Source organism: Mucilaginibacter sp. L3T2-6, from assembly GCF_030519355.1.
Lineage (GTDB): Bacteria > Bacteroidota > Bacteroidia > Sphingobacteriales > Sphingobacteriaceae > Mucilaginibacter.
Genome location: NZ_JAUMKC010000013.1, coordinates 56,136 through 74,353, shown reverse-complemented (window position 1 = coordinate 74,353; position 18,218 = coordinate 56,136). Strand labels below are relative to the sequence as shown.

Genomic DNA, 18,218 nt, shown 5'->3' with positions numbered 1-18,218 from the left:
AAGCCCCTGTCTGAAAACAAACAGAGGCTTTATAAATGCTCTAATCTGGGTTCAAATATGTTTAAAAACTTTGCCTTACGTTTTTGCTGAACGTTTTGGTTGTCCAGTAGCCGCTATCCAAAATACGGCGAACAGTTAACAAAGGGTAATTGGGGTCACGTTTGTCAGCCAGCTGGAAAGCAATCTTGAAATGATACTTGCTTAATTCAGGCAAAGTATAAGGCTTCCAAACACCAAAGGGAAACGCAAAATAGTCTATTTTTTTGCCGGTTATTTCTTCAAGCCTTTGAGTAGGCTTAGTTATTTGTATGTTCCAGTCATCTTTCTTTGGATTTGGATCATGCTTGTATTTGTCCACACGATGGTGGTCCCATGTATGGCTCCCGATCACATTGCCTTCGTCAGACAGTTGTTTAACCTGTTCCTTGGTCATATAATGAGGGCGGCCCAGAGACACGGTCATAATAAAGTACACACCTTTAAAACCATACTTTTTTAATTCCGGACGGGCGATGGTGAACTGATCCTCGTCTGTATCATCAAAAGTCAGCATGATGGGCTTGCTTGGCAACGGCGTGCCCTTCGTCAGGTATGCGTACAATTGATCGGGCAGAATGGTGTGATACCCACTGTCCGCCAGCATCTTGATATGTTCTTTAAACGATTGTATGGGAATGATGTAATCCTTAGCGTTTTTTGAATCTTTTGGCCGCCAGTCGCGTATCTGGTGATAACATACTACCGGGACTTGTTTACGGGCAAGCACACTTGCCGGGCTAATCTGGGCAGACGCTGCGAATCCGGCAAAACAAAGGCCGGCTGCTATAAAAAGCTGTTTTATCATATTATTTTTTTCAGAGGTATTAAAATACTATACGCCGCAAAAGTAATATTTTTTTCTTTGAGTTAATGTCAAAGACCTGAGATTAGAGACCGAAGATTAGAAAAAGTTTAATGGTAACAGTGAAATAAAGCACAGGAATAAGACTTAAAAAGCTGTTTCGAAACTTTGTAAGTCTGTAAGGTTCTATAAAACGATTCGTTTACCCTCTTTAATCGAGCGCTTTGCCGCGTCCAGTATCTCCATCACAATCATATTATATTTAAGTGATGAACGGTCGTCAGTGGCGCTAATCTTGTGTTGCAGGAAAGCGTTGAAATAAGTTACCGGGTCGTCGTTGGGTTGGGCCAGCGGCTCCGCAACAGGAGTGCTCTTTATATTTTCACGAAGACGCATGGTAAGGTTTTTACCGTCGGTTGCGTGAAGATAGCCATGGTCCCCAAAAACTTCCAGATCCTTTATGCTGAAGGGCCAAGCCCAGGAACCTTCGATCAGGCCCGTCGCATTAGCGTACTCAACGGTTATGGTAGCATCATCCTCGACTTTCGGATAAACATTTGGCTTAAAATGTTTGGCGACTGCACTAACTGCAACCGGGCGCTCACCATGCATCAGCCAGGTCATGAGATTGGCGCCATAGCATCCAAAATCATTCAGCGCACCCGCTCCGTTTAATACAGGGTCAGTAAGCCATGCGAGAAATTCTTCGCTGCAACCAATCTCGCGCGGACCCTGGTGACCATCGTGCGCTACCATTTTGTGTATGGCGCCGATGCTGTCCTGACCAATTATATCGTAAACTTTCTGAAAAGACGGATACCAGGTAGTCTCATAGTTGGTAAGCACGTCGATATGGTACTTATTAGCCAGATCTTGAATGCGTTTAGCCTGCGTCAAAGTCGCCGCAAGCGGTTTTTCAACCATCACAGGAATATGGAGCGGCCCACAAACTTCTACCACATCTACGTGATTGCCAACTGCATTATACCCCAGCATAATATCCGGCTTGCGTTTGGTGGCCATTTCCTTTAAATCGGTAAAGAATAATGAGTCGGGAATATGAAATTGTTTACCGTATTTTTCCCATAGGTGCTTGTTCGGTTCAGCAATGCCTACCAAATACACTCGGCCTTTGCTGTAATCATTCAGGATGTTGTAAATATGATCGTGATTAAGACCGGCTACGCCGACCCTGAATTTGCTTTGAGCATTTACGCTGCTGGTCGTCAACAGCGTAAATATTGCCAAAACAGCTGTTTTTAATAAGTTGATGATGGGGCTTTTCATAACAAAAATTATTTCTCGTTTGATAGTGAGTATGGCGCGTCTGCATCCTTTATCCCGCGCTGCTTGTTAGGCGTCGCTGACATCTTATAATTGATAACAGCACCTTTTAATAACGCATCATGGCTTAGCCAGTTTAAATCATAAGGCTTACCATTAACATTCATATTATTGATGTACAGGTTGTTATCGCTGTTATTGGGCGCGTTAATGACTACTTTTTTACCATTTTCCAGGTTAATGGTTAATTTTTTGAACAGTGGAGCCCCAAGTACATACTGGTTAACAGCCGGGCAAACCGGGTAAAAACCCATTGCTGAAAACACATACCAGGCAGATGTCTGACCATTATCTTCATCACCACAATAACCGTCAGGCGTAGCTTTATAAAGCTTGTTCATCACATCGCGAACGTGGAATTGAGCTTTCCATGGTTCACCTGCGTAGTTGTACAGGTAGATCATGTGCTGGATAGGCTGATTGCCATGCGCATATTGGCCCATGTTCACTATCTGCATCTCGCGTATTTCATGAATAACTTCGCCATAGTAGCTGTCATCAAAAACCGGCGGCAAGGTAAATACAGAATCCAGCTTGGCCACAAACCGTTTCTTGCCCCCCATCAGGTTAATCAATCCTTGTATGTCATGAAACACCCCCCAGCTATAGTGCCAGCTATTGCCCTCGGTAAAGGCATCTCCCCATTTAAATGGATTAAAAGGCGTCTCCCATGAGCCGTCCTTGTTTTTGCCACGCATCAAACCTGTCGACGGGTCGAACAGATTTTTGTAATTCATCGATCGCTTTTTGAAGATAGCTATTTCCGATTCAGGCTTATGGAGCGCCTTGCCTAATTGGTAAATAGCAAAATCATCATAAGCATATTCCAGCGTGCGTGCGGCGTTCTCGTTGATCTTTACGTCATAAGGTACATAGCCCAGCGTGTTGTAGTATTCAACGCCTGTGCGGCCCGTTCCTGCCGGCCCTGCATTGTTGGCGCCGTGCACTAACGCCTCGTATAAAGTATTAATATCATAACCCCGGCCGCCTTTAATATACGCGTCAGACACTACCGAAGCTGAATTATTCCCAATCATTACATTCGAATAGCCAGGGCTGCTCCATTCAGGCAGCCAGCCGCCTTCTTTAAAGTCATTAGCCAAGCCAGCCTGCATTTCTTTGTTGATAGAAGGATAAACCAGATTCAGGAAGGGATAAAGCGCCCTGAAGGTATCCCAAAAGCCTGTTCCTGCAAACATATAGCCGGGCTCGGTTTTGCCGGTATACGGGCTGTAGTGAATAATCTTATTATTGGCATCCAATTCGTAAAGTTTGTTCGGAAAGAACAGCATGCGGTAAAGACAAGAATAAAAAGTGCGGGTTTGATCAACGGTACCGCCCTCAACAGTTAGGCGGCTTAGTGTTTTATTCCAGGTATCTTTAGCTTTTTGTTCAGTGGTGTTAAAACTGTCAGCTCCCTGTTCGCGTTTCAGGTTCAACTCAGCCTGTTCTATGCTTACAAATGACGAAGCTACCCGTAAATGAACTTTTTCATCATGACCTGTCTTAAAGCCAATAACCGCCATCGCATGTTTTACATGCAATTCCAGCGAATCAGTCGCTGTGCTGTCGCTGAATGTTTTTGCAAAGCTGATAGGTTTATCCACATAAATTACAAAGTAGTTTTTGAAGTTCTTTAGCGGGCCCCGGGCGTAGCGGGTCGAGTAACCTATTATTTTCTTTTCAGCAGGAATAATCTTGATATATGAGCCCCTGTCAAACGCGTCGACAATGATATATGAGCTATCGCTTTTAGGGTAAGTAAATCTGAATTGAGCCGTGCGTTCTGTTGGCGTTATTTCAGTGGTTATATCATGGTCAGCCAGGTAAACGCTGTAGTAATATGGCCTGGCCACCTCTGCTTTGTGTGAAAACCAGCTGGCCCGGCCATTTTGCGATACTTTTAACTGGCCTGTTACCGGCATAATGGCGAATTGACCGTAGTCGTTCATCCATGGCGATGGCTGATGCGTTTGTTTAAAGCCGTTTATTTTGTGCGCATCATAGGTATATTGCCACCCGTCACCCATTTTGCCGGTTTGAGGAGTCCAGAAGTTCATACCCCATGGCACCGCAATGGCCGGGTAGGTATTCCCGTTTGACAGGTCGTATTTAGAGTCAGTACCCATCAGCGGGTTTATATAATCAACCAGCGAAGTTTTATTGGTTTGGGCGATTGTTAAAACAGGCGTTAGAAGCGCCAGGGCGAGGAATATTTTTTTCATCAACAGTTAATAATAGAATACGCTGTAAATATAAAAGACCGGCTGTGATAACCGGTCTTTTATATTAATTATTTTACCAACCTGCGTTTTGTTTCAACTTGTTGTTGGTGTCGATCTCGCGCTGGGGTATTGGCCAGAGATAATACTGAGCCTTCATGGTTACCCCCTGTTCGTTCGGGGTGCTTGTTGCATCACCGAACGTATTGTGAACCACATCATAAATCATGTGAGTGCGCTGTATATCAAAATAGGCTTTATCCTCGTAAGCCAGTTCATGGTAACGTTCTTTCCAGATAGCCTCACGGAACTGGTCTTTGTTCAAGCCAGCCAGCGGGGCCAGTTTGGCGCGCGCGCGGATAGCGTTAACCTGTGCATAGGCTTCATCGGTCGGGCCATTAACTTCATTGGACGCTTCAGCATAGATCAGCTGCGCTTCGGGCAGACGGAAGAAGGTCCAGTTCTCATCGCAGATGCCATTCCCGGTAGCACTTTCCACATGGAAAAATTTGTATAAACAATGTTCCCCGAAATCTACGCCATTATAGCTCGAAAAATAAAACTGCTTTTCCTGCGCACGCAAATCGCCTGCCTCGTAGCTTGCAACAAACTGGTTAGTTGGGATCATCGCCCCCAGGTGGTCGCCATAAGCACCTACCGGCAGGTTAAAAGGAACGGTTAACTGAGTGATGGCGTTGTCAGCCACACCAGCCAAATACTGGCCCTGGAATATCAGCTCACCTGTGTTTTTGTGCGCATTGTCATGCAAAAAAGCATAATCGGTAAATAAGGTATAATCGGGCAATACTTTTTGTGCTTCAGCAGCTGCTAATGCATAATTTGCGGTTTTTTGCAATGGATAACCGGCAGTTGTAAGATAAACGCTGGCCAGTAAGGTGCGTACCGCTCCTAAAGACACGTGGCCTGTCTGGTCTGTCTCCGGCAAACCTGAAGCTTCCGCAGCCTGAAGGTCTGAAATGATCTGGTCATAAACCTTAGCTGTAGCCGTACGCTCCGGATATAAATCCGGACTATCAAGGGTTACCGGTTCTGTAATCAGTGGCACGTCTCCATACAAACGGACCAGATGATAATAAAAGAAGGCACGGAGGAAGTACGCCTCCCCCATCAGGCTTTTCTTTGCGGCATCATCCATGGGAACGCCAGGTATACGCTGAAGCGCAAGATTAGCATTAGCAATAGCGTTGTAACTATTTTTCCATACATCCTCAAAGCCTGGGTTAACGGCATCGGTACGTTGGTGTATAACGTTATTATTGTTAACGCTTTGACCAAGTGAGGTTGCGTGACCGGCAAACAACTCCAGAGTTATAAATGGCGCCTCTCCATATGCATCGCCATTTTGAAACAGGTGCAGCTGTACGTAGATGCCGTTGACAAAAGTGCGTGCTTGTGATGCCGATTTAAAGTAATTGGTTTTCACGAAGTTGCTATTATCCTTTTCATCCAGGTATTTTTTGCAACTGCTAACTGTAAACATAAGGACAAGTAAAGTAAACCCGGCCCCGTATTTTTTTATGTTGAATTTCATGTTTTTCTGCTTTAATAATTATTAAAAACTTGCATTTAACCCAAGCAGGAATGTCCTTGGTTTTGGATAATCATAAAAGAGGATACCCTGTGTGAAATTGCTGGAACCATTGTAGGTTGAGACTTCCGGATCGTAACCGGTATACTTGGTTATCAGGAACAGGTTTTGTGCCTGTGCGTACACCCTTAAGCGGCTCATCTTTATCTTCTTCACAAAATCAGGCTGGAAAGTATAGCCCAATGTCATCGTCTTACCGCGAATAAACGAACCGTTCTCAACTTTTGTCGAGTAGATCTCGGTTTGATAGCGAACATACGCAGGCCTGTCTTCAGCAATATCGGTATTCTGGTTGGTTGGCGTCCAGGCGTTTAACACCGTTGCATAACTATTGGCTTGCCCGGTACGGTCCTGGCCCGAGTGACGGGTAAGGTTCATTACCTGGTTACCGTAATCAAATTGAAGTTCCAGCGCTAAATCAAAATTTTTGTACCTGAAGGTGTTCATGAAAGTGCCGTAACCATCCGGGGTTGATTTACCCAGCACGGTTTTATCGTCGGCAGTAATTTTACCATCGCCGTTTTTGTCCCATATTTTCAGGTCGCCAGGTAACAAGCCGTATTTGGCAGCTTCGGTAGCTTCGGCAGTGCCCCAGGTGCCTTGCACTTTGTAGCCCCAGAATGTTCCTGCAGGTAAGCCAACGCGCATTAAATTAAATTGAGACAGGAACGTAGGGGAGAGAAAGATATCGTCGTTGCTGGCGCCAAGGTTCAATATCTTGTTTTTCAGGAATGAGATATTAAAGCTGCTATTCCAGCTAAAGTTCTGGCTCTTAATGTTTACGCTATTTAAGGTAACTTCTATACCTTTATTTTCTATCTGGCCGATATTTTTATATACACTGGTAAAACCACTGGTTTCCGGCAGCGGAGCGTTCAGCAGCAGCGCCTTGGTTTTTTTCAGATACGCATCAGCCTCTACTGTTAAACGGTTGTTAAACAGGCCGAATGATACACCGAAATCGTATTCCGCTGTCTTTTCCCATTGCAAATCATCATTGCCAATACTGGTTAAGCTGGTACCGATAGACTGCGCGCCTCCGAACGGATAGTTATTAGTATTGATGTTTGCTAATGATCGGTACTGACCGATTTCGGAGTTACCGGTAAGACCATAGCTTAGCCTGAATTTAAGGTCGGAGATAACCTTATTATCCTTTAAAAAGTCTTCCTGGCCTGCACGCCATGCTATGGCAGCTGACGGAAAGAAACCGTATTTTGTTTTCGAACCAAAACGTGACGAACCATCCTCACGGCCTGTTACGGTTAACAAATACTTATCGTTGTATGAATAATTTAACCGGCCGAAGAAAGATTGCATTTGCCATGCATCATAGTTTGATGAAGGGATACCCGGCAAACCGCCTGCACCCAGGTTGTAGTAGCTGTAATAATCGTCGGACAGGGTACGGGTTGAGCCATAAGCGCTTAATCCGCTAAAATTTTGACGTTCTACACCAACCACCACGTTTAATGCATGAACGTCGTTAAACTTTTTATTATAAGTAAGATGGTTCTCCCATTGCCAAAAGACGTTGTTCGACTCGTTTATGGAAGCCGAGCTGTACTGCTGGCCAACTGTCTGACCGCCAACCAAACCGGTTTGTGAGTGCGGATCGGTATTACTGGATGTGGTAACCCCGATAGTGGTGCGAAAATCTAAGCCTGGCATAAAGTTAATATTCAGATACCCATTGCCGCTAAACACACGGTTGTAATGCAACGATACTATTTCATTTGCCTGTGCAACCGGGTTATCGCCGCCTTCCATATTCTTGTAGTCGGTGCGTTTGGCGTAAGAGCCATCCGGATAACGAACCGGGAATATCGATGGCATCTCGACCAGCATACGCGGAATGTTGTTGCCGCCTGTTCCGTCGTCCTGCGTGCGGGTCACCCGGTAGTCATAATTCAGTGTAGCACCAACCTTTAGCCAGGGCTTTATCTGGTCATCCATGGTTAAACGGGCATTGTAGCGTTTTTGGTAGCTGTTGATAATGATACCTTCGTCATCGCCATAATTCAGGAACAAGCCGTAGTTAAGGCTTTCGGTGCCATTTGTAAAGCTAAGGTTATGATTTTGACTGAATGCATGGCGGGTCATCACATCCTGCCAATCGGTATTGTATAACGGGTTCAGGTTAGCATCGAACAATTTGCCGATAAGAGCTGTGCGGATAACCTTTGGATCGTCATCAGCATATTTGCCGTCTGCCCAGCCCTGGGGGTCGTATTTCTTAATGTTGTTGTATGAAATGTCCTCTACATTCAAAAATTGTTTAGAGTCCAGCACCTTCAGTTTTCGCGCCAATACGCCTACGCTTCCATAGGCGTCATAGCTTACTGTGCCGCCTTTTTTGCCGCTGCCCCTTTTGGTAGTAATGAGAATTACACCGTTAGCGCCGCGGGTACCGTAAATCGCGGTTGATGAAGCATCTTTCAAAACGTCGATAGATGCTACGTCATTCGGATTGATAGAAGCGCCGCCTTCAGTCCAAACCACCCCGTCCACCACATATAAAGGGTCTGTACTGGTATTGATTGAGCTATAGCCGCGTATCCTTATTTTGGTGCCGCCGCCAGGTGCACCGGAGTTGGTCGACACATTCACCCCGGCAATTTTGCCGGCAAGTTCCTGTTCGATGTTGATAGCCGGGCGCTCCTGCAATTGCTTATCATTAACACTGCCCACAGCGCCGGTAAGGTCAACCCTTTTAGTTGTACCATAACCTACCACTACCACCTCGTTTAGCGCCTTTGGCGCCTCAACAAGTTTTACGTCAATGGTTTCGCGGTTATTAACAGGTATTTCCTGGCTGCTATAGCCTACAAACGAAAACACCAGTGTTGCGCCACCGTCAACACCATCCAGCGAATACTTGCCATTGACATCTGTGACAGTTCCCATGGTGGTGTTTTTTACTTTAACGTTTACACCGGGCAGAGGACCTTTAGCATCGCTGACTGTACCGGATATTTTTATCGCGATTTTTGCTGCCTGCTTTTCTTCCTCCCTGGCCTTTACCACAATAGTTTGCTGAAAAATACGGTAAGTGAGCGGTTGATTTTTAAAACATGCTGCCAGCACCTCGTCCACCGACGCATTGTTAATATCGATTGATACTTTGGACGTTTTCGCCACTGCATCCTCATCGTAAAAGTAGTTGTAGCCGCTTTGTTTTTTTATCAGCTTCAGCACCTTTTCAACCGAAACATTGCTCTGGTGGATGCTAATGTTCTGGCTGAATGTTTTGGCGCTTACATTTAAAAGAACTGCAAATATTAAAAACGCAGTTATTTTCATAGCTAGTAGAATTTTGGAGAGGCAACGCCGCGCCGGGGGCATTACCCTAAAATTAAATTTCATAGTTTTGTGTGTTTGGGTTAAGAACTTAATTTTCAATTTCTCGATTGCGGATGGAGGTAACCCGAATAATAACCCGGGGCAGGCGCTGCAACGCCTCCCCGGATTTTTTGTTATTTATGTTGCCATAAAAAGGTTACCCTCAGGCCTTAGGGGTATCTGCGTATCAATTCCTTCATAATGCTTTTATTTATGGTTAAACAATTGGTTGATTCACGTATATGTCCAGCCGCTGCCAATGGGCAGCAGCAAATACCGCAGGCCGGTTATGAGGCGCGGTGGTTAAATGTTTTTCAATAGTTTATAGGTTGGTATATCAGGAGGTAACTATGATGGTCTTACCCGCTATCCTGAAGTTTATACCGGTATATTTTAACATCTTTAATAATTCAGAAAGATTTACATTGCGCGATATACTGCCCGTAAACCGTCTGTGAGGAATTTCCCCTTCATATTTTACATCAACATCGTACCAGCGCGAGGCCTGCCGCATAATTAGCGGTATCTCAGCTTTTTCAAATTGAAAATTGCCGCTCGTCCAGGCGAGGACATCGTCAATATCAACAGTATTTACAAGTATTTTACCCGTCTTATCATTAGATATTGCAGATTGCTCCTCCGGCTTTAAGATAGTGCTTTGTGCATCTGTTGAGACTTTTACGCTTCCCTGTATTAACGTTGTCCTGATAGCCGCCTCATCGGTGTAGCCATTAATATTGAAATGCGTACCCAACACTTCTACGGTTTGCTTGCCTGTTATTACTCTAAAAGGCGCATGCTTGTTTTTAGTAACTTCAAAATATGCTTCCCCGGTTATGGTAACCTTGCGTTCATTTTTTGGAAACATAGTTGGGAACGTAAGTGATGATGCAGAATTAAGCCATACCTTGCTGCCGTCGCTCAATACTACCTGGAACTGACCGCCTTTGGGTATATTGATGGTATTAAATATAGACGCCGAATCGACCGCTTTGGCATCGGTATTTTCATATATTATACGGCCGTCTTTGTCTTTTTTTAAACGTGTCTGGCCCTGGTTAGTAAGTAAGCCGTTTTTCACGTCGCTAAGGTTTATCACTTTACCGTTCGCCAGCGTGAGCGTGGCTTTATTGCCGCCCGGCAGCACATCGTTTTTTATTTGCTGATGGGTATGGGATGCCAATTGGCGCACCTGTTTGAAATGGTTACAAACGCGGTAGCCTGCAAAGCCAACCGCACAAAACAGAACGGCAGCAGCATAACGCAGCCATGCAGGTATTCTAAAACTTCGCGGTTTATCATTATCCTTAACTGCCTGGTTTATTTTATTTAAGATGCGCTGCCGCAGTACATCTTCACTCCCGGCAAAGCCGGCGGGAATTTCAACCGGATCATCCTGACCGGCATTATACCAGGCGGCAAACTCCTCCTGTTCGGCCGGAGTGATAGTTTTATCGAGCCATTTTTTTGCAAGTTCCTGGTAGCGGTCTTCCATTCGGCGGCGGTGTTTAATAGTAAGTCCGCTAAAAGGCAGCAATCCCTTAGTGGGAGGTAAAATATTTTTAAATTTTTCATTTACCACCTTTACCAGGGTAAAATATTGTATTCCGGGCGGTTAAAAATGTAACTGGTGCACTATGAGCTGGATTTTGATGAGTGCCAAATTTTACATTGGTGAATATGCAATGCTTTAAAAATAGATTATCCCCCCGATAGGGGGATTTTATTTTCTGGTGTTATTAGCTTAATTTGAGCCTTATTTATATCGGATAAGAGAGGACTTGGATAAATCATCAAATAGCGTATTCCTTCGGCTTTTTTCAGTTTTGCTGTTTTGGCTTGGAATTTTTTACGGCTATCGGGTAACGGCTCAAAAGTATGCGTTCGCTCACTATGACATTGAGGATGGTCTTATTCAATCGCAGGTAAACAATTTTTGCGAGGATAGTTATCACCGGCTATGGATAGCTACTCTTGGGGGCATTTGTCGTTACGACGGGCACGAATATTTCAGCGTATCCAAAGCGACCGGTTTAGCTAATAATTTTGTTTACACCAACTATACCGATTCAAAGGGGACGCTTTGGATCGGCACGCAAAAGGGCTTGTCATCATACGATGGCCAGAAAACTTATAATTACGCTGTACCGGCCGGCGTCAGGCGTACCTATGTATTGTACGTAACCGGGGATAAGGCCGGTAATGTATGGGCATTGATGGACAACAGCCTTTACCGGGTTACCGACCGGCAAATGAAAAAGATTACGTTGCCTGACAGTCTGGGCCGCGTTATAGCTATTACCACTGATAAGGCAGGCAGTTTGTACGGCTCGTTTTGGGAAAAAGGGGTTTATAAATTTATTGATAATAAATGGCAGCTTTTTGCCAGGTACGATAACTCGGAAAAACGTGCATTCGTATTTAAAATACAATTTGATAGGTTTAACTATAAAAAGCTTTACCTGCTTGGTTTGGATGGCTTATTTTTGGCGGAAGGTGGCAAAATATCGCCTGTTAAAAATAAATTTATAGATGCCAAAAATGGGCCGCTGCTAAGTTTCGATCAGGATTACCAGGGCAATTTATGGATTGGCGCACAGCGGGGAGCATACCTTATCAGTAAACAAAAAACTGTCCATTTTAATAGAGAGAACGGACTAACGAACATTGCCGTATCGGCCATATATTGTGACAGGGATCAAAATGTTTGGTTGGGTACACAAGGCAATGGCATATACCGTTATGAAGGCGGCAATCATTTATTGTACGACAATCTGCCCGGAGCAACTGCAAGCCCGGTGGTAACGAGTATTGCGCAAGATATGTACGGTGATATTTTATTGGGAACTGCAGGCAACGGCATAATTAGATATAATGATGGCGTACCGGCACACCTGTGGTCTCCAAAAACAAATCCAAGTATCGCTTTTGTACAAAGCATGTGTACCGATAATAACAAAAATGTTTGGATTGGAACCGACCGGTCGGGTATCTGGAGATATGATGGCTCAGCTTTTGACCTCTTAGCAGGAACTGAGCATTCTTCGGTTAACGTGATGGCCGCTGCCAACAATAATACATTATGGATAGGTACTCCCGGCGGGGCTTATTATTACGAAAACAATAAGATAACACCGGTAAAAGGCATTTCATCATTCACCTCTTCAATATATCCTGTAGGTCGCGACTCAGTATTTATTGGCACTCAGGAAGGCTTAAAGCTTGTGATAGATAAAAGGCTTGTCGGTGATTTTAAACTTGGAGCTTTGTCTTCGTCCTCAATCATGTGCATCCTGAATTACCGGGATAATTTGCTGTTTGGCGTGGATGACGGCGGCATGTATTTATGGAACAGGAAATATGGCATCCTGAAAAATTATTCCACCAAGGACGGCTTCCTGGCAAATACCATCTACAGCCTCGTTGCTGATGGCACGGGAAATATATGGGCTGGAACCGGAAGGGGAGTAAATCTTATCACCATTGACCCACGTGGCGTAACCTGCACCATCAAACGGGCAGGCGACTCGAAGGATCTGCTGGCGGAGGCGAATCAAAACGCTGCGCTGTGTGACAACGGCAAAGTATTTTTTGGAACCACCAAAGGCTTACTGGTATTGAATACTGCCGGACAAACAATGACCGAAAAGGCCCCCTCTGTTTTGATACAGGGCGTTAAGGTGTTTACCGGCGGCGAAAAAGGGGCACAGGTGATTGATAAGACCGGCTTCAACAACCTAAAGTTACCGGCGTCGCAAAACCATTTGGTAATAGCTTTTGCCGGTATCTATTTAAGAAATCCCGGCGAAGTAACCTACCAATACCGGTTATCAGGGTTAAGCAATGATTTCGGCCCGATGGTAAAAAGTAATACTGTCGATTACTCATCACTACCGCCGGGCAGATATACTTTTGAAGTGAGGGCGTTTAGCCCAGCCGATAAAATTCCATCCGGATTAGCAAAGTTAAATTTTGAAATAGCGCCGCATTTCTACCAACAACCGGCATTCAGGGTCATAGTGGTGTTTTTGCTGATATTGCTCGGATTTGCACTGCAGTATTTTTTGCAACGCCGCAAAGCCGTTAAAAAACTCGCCTACGAGACCATGAAGCGTGAAGAGAAACAAAAGCTACGGCAACAAACCGCCGAGGATTTTCACGACGACCTTGGTAATAAGCTCACCCGCATTACTGTACTCACGGATGTATTGAATACCAAGCTTGGACCTGATAAACCAGATCAGAAAAGCCTCGTAGAACAGATTCAGCAAAATGCCGCGGCTTTATATACCGGTACACGCGATATACTCTGGGCGCTTGATCCTAAAAGTGATAACCTGTACGAAATACTGATGCATATCAAAGAAACAGGAGTTGAGTTATTCCATGATGTTAATATCGATTTCAATTTCGACGGCATCGAAGAAAGCTACAGTGAGATTAAGCTGCCTATGGAATATAGTCGTAATATTACCATGATTTTCAAGGAGCTTTTGACCAATGTTCTTAAGCATTCCGGTGCACATAATGTCAGCATCAGTTTGTCATGGCCAGTTAAAACCATGCTTTTTATCCGGCTTACTGATGATGGCAAAGGGTATGATGAAAACCGGGCCAGGCGTGGTCACGGGCTTGTAAACATAAAAGCCAGAGCCCGGCGGATAGATAGTTTATTTTCAATAGAGAGCATACCGCAAAAAGGCACCACGGCTGAATTGCAGATTAAGATTAATGTAAAGCCACAGTGATATGGAACGAAATATTAAAGTAAGCATTATAGAGGATGATGATACCATACGTAACGGGTATACATTCTTGATCGGCAATTCGGAAGGGTATGAGGTAGTGTCTGCTTATTGCTCTTACGACTCGGCTGCACACACTATAGCAGCTGATAAACCTGATGTGATATTGCTCGATATTGAAATGCCCGGCATAAACGGCATTGATGCCATTCCCCGGTTAAAAAAGTTATTACCTAATGCTTTTATTTTGATATTAACGGTGTATGAGTCAGAAAAGCTGATATTCGAAGCGCTGGGTAACGGCGCCTCGGGCTATCTTACTAAAAATACCCCTTCGGCTAAGATTATCGAGTCGATAAAAGAGGTAAGGGATGGCGGCGGGCCTATGAGCATCAACATCGCCAAAATGGTAATTAAATCCTTTCAGAAAAACCAGGAGTCGCCCTTGTCGAAACGCGAAACGCAGATACTGGAACAGATAAGCGATGGAAAAAGCCGCAGCCAGATTGCGCGTGAACTGTTTATCGATCTGGAAACCGTTCGCAGCCATATTAAGAATATTTACATCAAACTTGATGTAAATTCAAGAGCCGATGCAATTAAGGCAGCACGGCAGAATAGATTTATTTAAAAACCGATGTTAAATACGAGCCTGGTACCGACTTTAAAATATAGCCGCGCGCTGACCCACGGAATCTATCTAATCTTTCTCCTCTTTATTTCTGATACCTGAAAATTCACCCTGATAGGGTGATATCAAAGAGGCCATATAAGCTTAAATTTGAGTCAATTAGGGTTGAGGATAATCCTTAAGGAAGGGCTTAAAAAGCAGGGCTATGGAATACTTAAAAATTTTAAAAAACAATAATATTATATACAGTGGCACCCGCACTTATAAATCATTTCAGCAATCTACCGTCGATTTCAGCCTGCGGTTTGTGTTTTCAGGCAACGAGAGATATGGTATCGGGCGCAGAAATCTTACGATTTACCCTGACTCTTTTTTGTTGCTGAACAAAGGAACACAATATTCCAGCATGACCGATTTTGCATCGCCGGTGCATTCATTTGTGATCAGTTTTGATGAGCGATTTTTAGAGAATTTCGTAAAAGAGATGATGTCAAAAGGCTATAATCTTTTTAATTCTGATTATATCACACCGGGAAACGTGTTTAATGAAACTATTTATCCGCTTAACGGGGATATGCTTTTTAACATACAAAACCTCAGGTATAAGCTGGACTGCGGCATGCAGGACGAAAAACTGATAAATGATTGTCTGGGGGAATGTTTGTTAAGCTACTTCAGAATTTACTACGAAGAGATTTTGCAAAAGGCTGATCGGCTGAAATTCTTAAACAAGAGTACTAAAGTGGAGATATTACGACGGCTAAATCTTGCAAAGGAATATCTGTATACAAATTATAACCGAAATATCAGTCTTGATGAATTGGCTGAATATGCATGCCTATCCGTAAATCATTTGTTGCGGACTTTTAAACAGGCATTTGACTTAACGCCCCACCAGTTCCTGGTGCAGCTACGCCTGCAGCGTGCGCGGGTTCTATTAAAAAATACCGATTACCCGGTTAATGAAGTTGTGAACCTGATCGGCTTTGAATGCCCCAGTTCGTTTATAAGACTTTTTCGTGAGCATTTTCAGACCACTCCACTCAAATACCGGCAAAGCGCCTAACGGTGCATTTGCAATACAACCGGCCCCGTATTTGCGGGGCCGGCTTTGTATTTTTGGCCGATAAATAGACCGGCCGGTTGTAAAAAAGGAATGAGCAATCCTATAATCAGCTGTAAGTGATTGCAGGATCTGGCCGTTTTGCCCACTTTCAATTACTAAAATTTCGGGCAAAACTGCAAAACCTCATCTGTAAGCGAGCTTACAGGTTTTCACCTGCAGGGCCCTGACCTTTATTGGATGTATTTTCTATTTCCGGCTCAAGTTCATTACTATCAGATAGCGGAGTCTCCGGTTTCTTTTGCTCATTATCAATTGCCGAAATCCACTTTACGGCATCATCCAGCTCAGCCATTGAAAACCCCCGCGACTTGCCCGGAATGAATAACCGGAAAGCATCGCTAAACCACTCAACCAGTTTTTGGTCGGTAACTATTGCAATTTTATTCCATTTGGTAAAATGTTTCAAACCCAGCTTAAAGTCATCCCACCAGGCGCCTGCGGTAAAATTGCCGACATCAGTTTCCAGCACCAGCAGATAATTAATCTCGCCCTGCCGGGCTACTAGCTCTTCCAGGCGAGGGATTAGCACTTTTTCATAATCTTCTTTACTTACTTCGCCAACTGCATGTATACCAACAACATGGTCGGGCAAATCTTTAATATAACGTAACATAATTTAACTTTTAGATGTAAGAAATAAGGACGTGAGATTTGAGACTTTTGAAACGAAACCTATATTTAGGTCGTCGGATTTATGACTTTGTCCCAGCCGGTCCGGCCTTGCCGTTATCGTTGGCAGGCGTTACGGTTTTTATTCGTTTTTCATCAGGCTTGTCTTGCACGTAAGGTTCGCTTTTATTTCTTACGTTTTTATCAACTTGTTTTTCTTTATCTGAATTTTTCATGGTATGGTGTATTTGATGATTTCTATTTTACCGACACCCACTTAATTGCATCTGCCAGGTTATCAAGAGGAAAATATTTGAATTTCCCGGGGACAATGTATTTGAAAAGGTCGCTGTAACCCAAAATATCTTTTTGATCTGTTACCAGCCCTACCCTTCCCCAGCTAAAAAAATATTTGAAACCGATTTTCACATTTCCGCACCAGGCACCCGAAACAAAGTTTTTGATATTAGTTTCGAGTATGAGCACAAAGTTTATTTTATGGTTACGGCTGAGTTGTTCATTTATAATTTTTATCAATGCTTCCTCATATTCAGTTTCCAGAACTTCACCGTGCGCGTGCAGCCCCGTAACATGAGGGGGTAAATCAGGAATCGGTCGCAGCATATATTATTTTGATCTTTCTTTTCCTATTGCAATAACTGCACCATTATGATGATTTAACAACTTAAATGTTAAATAAATATCATTTAAGTTAAAATATGTATATTATACCGTATACTTATCCCTTTTGTTTTGTATTATCTTTGTAACAAAATGCAGCAAAAAAAGGCATACAGCGACCAAATTAAAACCTGGGCAAAAGAACTGGGCTTTTTGTTTTGCGGCATTGCAAAAGCCGGTTTCCTGGAAGATGAGGCTCCCCGGCTTGAAGCATGGCTGAATAAAGGCATGCACGGTGAAATGGGTTATATGGAGAACTACTTTGATAAACGCCTTGACCCAAGGTTGCTGGTTGACGGAGCGAAGTCTGTAATATCCCTTGGTCTGAATTATTATACAGAGGACAAACAGACCGATCTGAACAGCCCTAAACTATCCAAATACGCTTATGGCGCCGATTACCATCATGTTATAAAAGGCAAGCTGAAACAATTGCTTGGATTGATGAACGAGCATATCGGGGAGATTGGCGGCCGCGCATTTGTGGATTCGGCGCCGGTGTTAGATAAGGCGTGGGCAAAAAAAACAGGGTTGGGTTGGGTTGGTAAAAACAGCAACCTGATCAATCAAAAGAAAGGGTCCTTCTTTTTTTTGGCCGAACTGATTGTTGACATTGAATTAGAATATGACATTGCGCCTACGGCCGATCATTGCGGCACCTGCTCCCGTTGCATTGATGCATGCCCTACCGAGGCTATTGTTGCGCCTTATGTGGTTGATGGCAGCCGTTGTATATCATACCTTACCATCGAGTTAAAGAATGAGATACCGCAGGAGTTTACCGGCAGAATGGATAACTGGATGTTTGGCTGCGACGTTTGCCAGGATGTATGCCCCTGGAACAAGTTTTCCGTACTGCACAACGAGCCTGCGTTTATGCCGCACAACGAATTACTTAGCATGAGCAAAAACGACTGGCAGGAATTAACCGAAGATGTTTTTCAAAAAGTCTTTAAAAACTCTCCCGTAAAGCGTACAAAATTCAATGGGCTAAAGAGAAATATATCTTTCTTAAAGGTAAAAGGCGAAAGCTAAAAGGTAAAAAAACACAGAACCGGCAGGCTAAAC

13 protein-coding genes are annotated in these 18,218 nt (G+C 43.9%); 4 read left to right on the top strand and 9 right to left on the bottom strand.

Annotated features, from left to right (window positions below):
• Nucleotides 1–61: 61 nt before the first annotated feature.
• The 6 genes from Q3W13_RS15195 to Q3W13_RS15170 all read right to left on the bottom strand — a co-directional run bounded on the left by Q3W13_RS15195 (nucleotide 62) and on the right by Q3W13_RS15170 (nucleotide 10,853).
• The gene (locus Q3W13_RS15195) at nucleotides 62–844 is read right to left on the bottom strand and encodes a polysaccharide deacetylase family protein (protein WP_302865143.1); all 783 of its coding nucleotides are present in this window, start codon (nucleotides 842–844) and stop codon (nucleotides 62–64) included.
• A gap of 183 nt (nucleotides 845–1,027) precedes the next feature.
• A complete protein-coding gene (locus Q3W13_RS15190) occupies nucleotides 1,028–2,128 on the bottom strand; it encodes a Gfo/Idh/MocA family protein (RefSeq protein WP_302865141.1) in 1,101 nt (366 codons plus the stop codon).
• Nucleotides 2,129–2,136: 8 nt separating this feature from the next.
• Nucleotides 2,137–4,410, bottom strand: coding sequence for a GH92 family glycosyl hydrolase (locus Q3W13_RS15185; RefSeq protein ID WP_302865139.1), 2,274 nt, complete (start codon nucleotides 4,408–4,410; stop codon nucleotides 2,137–2,139).
• A gap of 73 nt (nucleotides 4,411–4,483) precedes the next feature.
• Nucleotides 4,484–5,959: a RagB/SusD family nutrient uptake outer membrane protein gene (locus Q3W13_RS15180; protein ID WP_302865138.1), complete on the bottom strand. Its 1,476-nt coding sequence runs from the start codon at nucleotides 5,957–5,959 to the stop codon at nucleotides 4,484–4,486.
• Between the two features lie 21 nt (nucleotides 5,960–5,980).
• The gene (locus tag Q3W13_RS15175; RefSeq protein ID WP_302865136.1) at nucleotides 5,981–9,319 is read right to left on the bottom strand and encodes a TonB-dependent receptor; all 3,339 of its coding nucleotides are present in this window, start codon (nucleotides 9,317–9,319) and stop codon (nucleotides 5,981–5,983) included.
• Between the two features lie 376 nt (nucleotides 9,320–9,695).
• Nucleotides 9,696–10,853, bottom strand: a complete 1,158-nt coding sequence (locus tag Q3W13_RS15170) for a FecR family protein (protein ID WP_302865135.1) — start codon at nucleotides 10,851–10,853, stop codon at nucleotides 9,696–9,698.
• A 286-nt stretch (nucleotides 10,854–11,139) separates the two neighbouring features.
• On the opposite strand from Q3W13_RS15170, the gene Q3W13_RS15165 reads away from it, so the two are divergent.
• The 3 genes from Q3W13_RS15165 to Q3W13_RS15155 all read left to right on the top strand — a co-directional run bounded on the left by Q3W13_RS15165 (nucleotide 11,140) and on the right by Q3W13_RS15155 (nucleotide 15,800).
• The gene (locus tag Q3W13_RS15165) at nucleotides 11,140–14,106 is read left to right on the top strand and encodes a sensor histidine kinase (protein ID WP_302865133.1); all 2,967 of its coding nucleotides are present in this window, start codon (nucleotides 11,140–11,142) and stop codon (nucleotides 14,104–14,106) included.
• Between the two features lies 1 nt (nucleotide 14,107).
• Nucleotides 14,108–14,734 carry a response regulator transcription factor gene (locus Q3W13_RS15160; RefSeq protein WP_302865132.1) on the top strand — a complete coding sequence of 209 codons (627 nt, stop codon included), beginning with the start codon at nucleotides 14,108–14,110 and terminating at the stop codon, nucleotides 14,732–14,734.
• 205 nt (nucleotides 14,735–14,939) lie between these two features.
• Nucleotides 14,940–15,800: a helix-turn-helix domain-containing protein gene (locus Q3W13_RS15155; RefSeq protein ID WP_302865131.1), complete on the top strand. Its 861-nt coding sequence runs from the start codon at nucleotides 14,940–14,942 to the stop codon at nucleotides 15,798–15,800.
• 199 nt (nucleotides 15,801–15,999) lie between these two features.
• Here the strand turns inward: Q3W13_RS15155 and Q3W13_RS15150 are convergent, their stop codons facing one another.
• The 3 genes from Q3W13_RS15150 to Q3W13_RS15140 form a co-directional block, all read right to left on the bottom strand.
• Entirely contained in the window at nucleotides 16,000–16,473 is a 474-nt protein-coding gene (locus Q3W13_RS15150; protein ID WP_302865129.1) for an STAS/SEC14 domain-containing protein, read from the bottom strand.
• Nucleotides 16,474–16,552: 79 nt separating this feature from the next.
• Nucleotides 16,553–16,705 (bottom strand): hypothetical protein, encoded by a 153-nt coding sequence (locus Q3W13_RS15145; protein WP_302865128.1) that lies wholly within the window; start codon nucleotides 16,703–16,705, stop codon nucleotides 16,553–16,555.
• Nucleotides 16,706–16,727: 22 nt separating this feature from the next.
• Entirely contained in the window at nucleotides 16,728–17,093 is a 366-nt protein-coding gene (locus tag Q3W13_RS15140; RefSeq protein ID WP_302865127.1) for an STAS/SEC14 domain-containing protein, read from the bottom strand.
• A gap of 150 nt (nucleotides 17,094–17,243) precedes the next feature.
• Here Q3W13_RS15140 and queG point away from each other — a divergent pair, with 150 nt between their 5' ends.
• Nucleotides 17,244–18,185 (top strand): tRNA epoxyqueuosine(34) reductase QueG, encoded by a 942-nt coding sequence (queG, locus tag Q3W13_RS15135; protein WP_302865126.1) that lies wholly within the window; start codon nucleotides 17,244–17,246, stop codon nucleotides 18,183–18,185.
• Nucleotides 18,186–18,218 lie beyond the last annotated feature (33 nt).

Coding starts and splice junctions, on each gene's coding strand:
- Q3W13_RS15145 (WP_302865128.1), bottom strand. CDS start 16,705: ATGAAAAATTCAGATAAAGAAAAACAAGTTGATAAAAACGTAAGAAAT.
- Q3W13_RS15170 (WP_302865135.1), bottom strand. CDS start 10,853: ATGGAAGACCGCTACCAGGAACTTGCAAAAAAATGGCTCGATAAAACT.
- Q3W13_RS15185 (WP_302865139.1), bottom strand. CDS start 4,410: ATGAAAAAAATATTCCTCGCCCTGGCGCTTCTAACGCCTGTTTTAACA.
- Q3W13_RS15190 (WP_302865141.1), bottom strand. CDS start 2,128: ATGAAAAGCCCCATCATCAACTTATTAAAAACAGCTGTTTTGGCAATA.
- Q3W13_RS15155 (WP_302865131.1), top strand. CDS start 14,940: ATGGAATACTTAAAAATTTTAAAAAACAATAATATTATATACAGTGGC.
- queG (WP_302865126.1), top strand. CDS start 17,244: ATGCAGCAAAAAAAGGCATACAGCGACCAAATTAAAACCTGGGCAAAA.
- Q3W13_RS15175 (WP_302865136.1), bottom strand. CDS start 9,319: ATGAAAATAACTGCGTTTTTAATATTTGCAGTTCTTTTAAATGTAAGC.
- Q3W13_RS15140 (WP_302865127.1), bottom strand. CDS start 17,093: ATGCTGCGACCGATTCCTGATTTACCCCCTCATGTTACGGGGCTGCAC.
- Q3W13_RS15180 (WP_302865138.1), bottom strand. CDS start 5,959: ATGAAATTCAACATAAAAAAATACGGGGCCGGGTTTACTTTACTTGTC.
- Q3W13_RS15160 (WP_302865132.1), top strand. CDS start 14,108: ATGGAACGAAATATTAAAGTAAGCATTATAGAGGATGATGATACCATA.
- Q3W13_RS15195 (WP_302865143.1), bottom strand. CDS start 844: ATGATAAAACAGCTTTTTATAGCAGCCGGCCTTTGTTTTGCCGGATTC.
- Q3W13_RS15150 (WP_302865129.1), bottom strand. CDS start 16,473: ATGTTACGTTATATTAAAGATTTGCCCGACCATGTTGTTGGTATACAT.